The 3,406-nt window shown below is 36.7% G+C and carries 2 protein-coding genes; both read right to left on the reverse strand.

The window, feature by feature from the left end:
* Positions 1–117: 117 nt before the first annotated feature.
* Complete coding sequence (locus PL9631_RS17005; protein WP_083622155.1) at positions 118–1,281, reverse strand: type III secretion system chaperone family protein; 1,164 nt, start codon at positions 1,279–1,281, stop codon at positions 118–120.
* Between the two features lie 47 nt (positions 1,282–1,328).
* On the reverse strand, positions 1,329–3,406 hold a 2,078-nt coding region (locus tag PL9631_RS17010), incomplete at its 5' end, for an eCIS core domain-containing protein (RefSeq protein ID WP_083622157.1).

Here is a 3,406-nt window from a genome sequence, read left to right on the forward strand (position 1 = left end):
AGGGGAGGCAGGGGGCACTTCGACAGGCTCAGTGGCCGCAGGGGGAGCAGGGGGAGCAGGGGAGGTAAACTCTTTCTATTCCCCATTCGTAATTCGTAATTCGTAATTCGTAATTACCTATTCCCTATTCCCCGTTCCCTGTTCTGAGGATTCAGCGAAGGCGATCGCATCATCTGGGGATAATTTATTATTAATAATAGCCATAATTCCTGGCAAATATTTATCCATTGTCAAAACATTAATATAAACTGAATTATTCACAAGTCCGGTGGTAAAACGTTCATGTTCTACATCAATACTGGTTTTGTAGCGAATTTCACCATCAGTATAATTTAGTTCAAAATTCCCTATTGTTGTGCCATAGTTAACTTTAGTTAAGAATTCTGCCATAGCTGATAATTTTTCAGGTGGTGTATTGACTGGACACAGGGAGTAAAATACAAATTGTCGATTTTCTTCTATGGCTAAAGCGAAACAAGTCCAACGTCCATGATCTCCTTCAAACACCATTTGTAAAATCGATTCTTCCGACATTTCCACAAATTCCCAATCATCTTCGGTAAAAAATTCTCGCATAACTTCGGAAATTGAGCGAGATTGATCACTTTCCCTATCTTCATCAGGATCAATAGTTTTGAGAAATTTAATAAAATTATTTGTATCTAGGGAAATCTGACCATTTGATTGATCATTCTCAATTTCATCAGTTTCGATTTGATTAAAGGTTTCTTTGAGAAAATTAGATAGGGATTGTAAGATTTCTGAAGCCCCATTTAGGGTGTTAAAGGCTGCACTTAATTTAAGATAATCCCAAACCGTTCGATATTGAATAACATCGGTTTCTTGCTGTTGTTCTACTATTAAACAATACCAATTTTCTGTATAATTTAACTCTTGATCTGAATCGGTATTAGCAGGAGCAGTATTGAGGTGATCAATAATAGCATCGTTGGTCTTACATTCTGAGAATTGGGGTAATAAATCGGGACGTAATTCTATGACCAAATCCAGATTTAAACCCGGTTTAAATTCTCCTTCTTTGATGGGAATTAAGGCATCTTTTTTTAGGTTAAATAACTGATTATTGAGAATATTTTGATACTGTTCATCACTGATATGAAGTTTTAAACAGCAGCGATCATAGTGATTATTGGGTTTTTTGTTAAGGGCGATCGCTATGCTTTTAAAAGCCAATAAATTATCAGAATCTTCCCGAAATATCAACTCTCGATCAATCGGTGAAAATTCTAATGCTGTTTCTGTGTTATTGTTCAACATCATTTTTTATATTTTCCTCATAAAAATTTCTTCTTAATTTAATTCTACTCTTAGAAAGATTTAAGCTGTTCTGCAACCGCCGTAATAAAATCTGAAAGTGTTATAGAACCCAGTTTTCCTTTTTTGATTTGGATCAAAAACTCTTTCATTTGATCCTGTGTTTCTGGCTTTTTAATACCCTTAAGATCTTTAACTTTCAGAATACCCACAATTCGTCTTCCAGCTACTCCTAGAGGATCTAACTTAACTAATAAATTTAGAGCCTCGCCATTACCATTGAGAGCATCTTGTACGATAGTCTCTGCACTTAATTGACGTTTAACCCCTCGTTTTCCTGTTAAAATTTTATATAATCCTTTGATTTTACGAATCGTTAGTGTGACTAAATCTATAACTTTTGTTCCTGTAGAAATGATTGCCCCTACTAATGCCCCTACACCAGTAACTGTTAAAATTTGACCAACAATATTGACGATATTACTGATCACATCATAAATGGCTCCAAAAAATCTTCTTTTAACTTTAGCATAACCATATTTCGTTGATTTTTGTAATTCCTGATTATTATCTGTAGATTTTCCACTTCTGTTAATTTCTAGCGCTTCGTAGGCCAGAAATAAGCTATCCTTCTCCTGTTCCGGTTCAGTATTCTCTACTTCTTTGAGAACTCCTAAATTCTTAGCAGAACTGCCCAAAGCACTCAGAATTGAATAGCTGTCTACTAGATTATAAATTGACATCAGTAAAGATACGACTGATCCCCCCAATGCAGCAACAGGAGATGCTTTAACTATATCAGCATAATTCTGAGATAAATTGGCAATTTTTTCAGTTGACGTCAAATTACTTCCCTGGTTAACACTTTCATTAACACCTTCAACTAAGGACTTAGTTTGCTGTCCAAAAGTCATCTGATTGTCAGGCGTTAACGCACCACTGGCTTTAACTGCACTATAAGCTGTTCCTCCGGCATTGATTCCTTCGACCGCCTTATCACCAACAACATTTTGTTTTAACTTATCAACATATCCTTGGCTCGATTTCGCTTTTTGTATTTTGACTTCTGTTCCTTCTTTCACAACTTCTGTCAGTAGTTGTGAAAGACGGGGTGCTCTCTTATCATCCTTATGCTGCTCTAACCATTTTCTGGTTTTGTGGTCAATTCTGTTTAATATTTTTTGTTGTGTTTTGTAATCTTTATCTTCTTTCAAGATCGCATTATATTCTCGGATTTTATTTTGAATAACTTGCGTTCTATTTTTTCCAATCAAACCTTTATTTACTATCTTATCATCCAGGGGTGTTATATCCTGAGTTTTTCGTTGAATGGTTTGAGATGAATACAATTTTGGTAAACTTTTTGCCCCTAAAACTTCTACTTGTTCACCCTGAGATGCCTTGGCTCCTAAATTATCTGCTTCAGCTTCTAATTGATAATCAAAATTGATTCTATTGCCTTTACTTTGAGGTTTTTTATTCACTCTCCCGGCCCGTTGTTGAACAACATGGGTGAGTTCATGTCCTAATAATTCTTGACCTTGTTGACTGTGGGGATTATATTGATCGGGTTGAAAGTGAATATCTGAACCTTGAGTAAAGGCTTTTGCTTGAATTTGTTTAGCTTGTGGCCCTGTATGGACTCGCACCCCGGAAAAATCGGTATTAAATGCCCATTCCATTTTCCGTTGTACGGGTATAGGTAATGATTGAACACTATCTCTAGGTGCAAGATTCAGTTTAACTTGCATCGGCGGAAATTGACGATTTGACTGCCGCCCTTTGGTTTCACTGATGACGGGTAGGGACTGTACTTTCATTTGGGTGGGTTCTTCTTCCTGTTCTTCCCGTTGAACAATACCCGACTCTAATTTCGCTTGAGGTTCATCATCTTCTTCTGAGCGTTGAACAATACCCGACTCTAATTTAGCTTGAGGTTCTTCTTCTTCTTCTGAACGTTGAACAATACCCGACTCTAATTTAGCTTGAGGTTCTTCTTCTTCTTCTGAACGTTGAACAATACCTGATTCTAATTTAGCTTGAGGTTCATCATCTTCTTCTGAACGTTGAACAATACCCGACTCTAATTTAGCTTGAGGCTCATCTTCCTGTTCTTCCCGTTGGACAATAC

This window comes from Planktothrix paucivesiculata PCC 9631, from assembly GCF_900009265.2.
Taxonomy (GTDB): Bacteria; Cyanobacteriota; Cyanobacteriia; order Cyanobacteriales; family Microcoleaceae; genus Planktothrix; species Planktothrix paucivesiculata.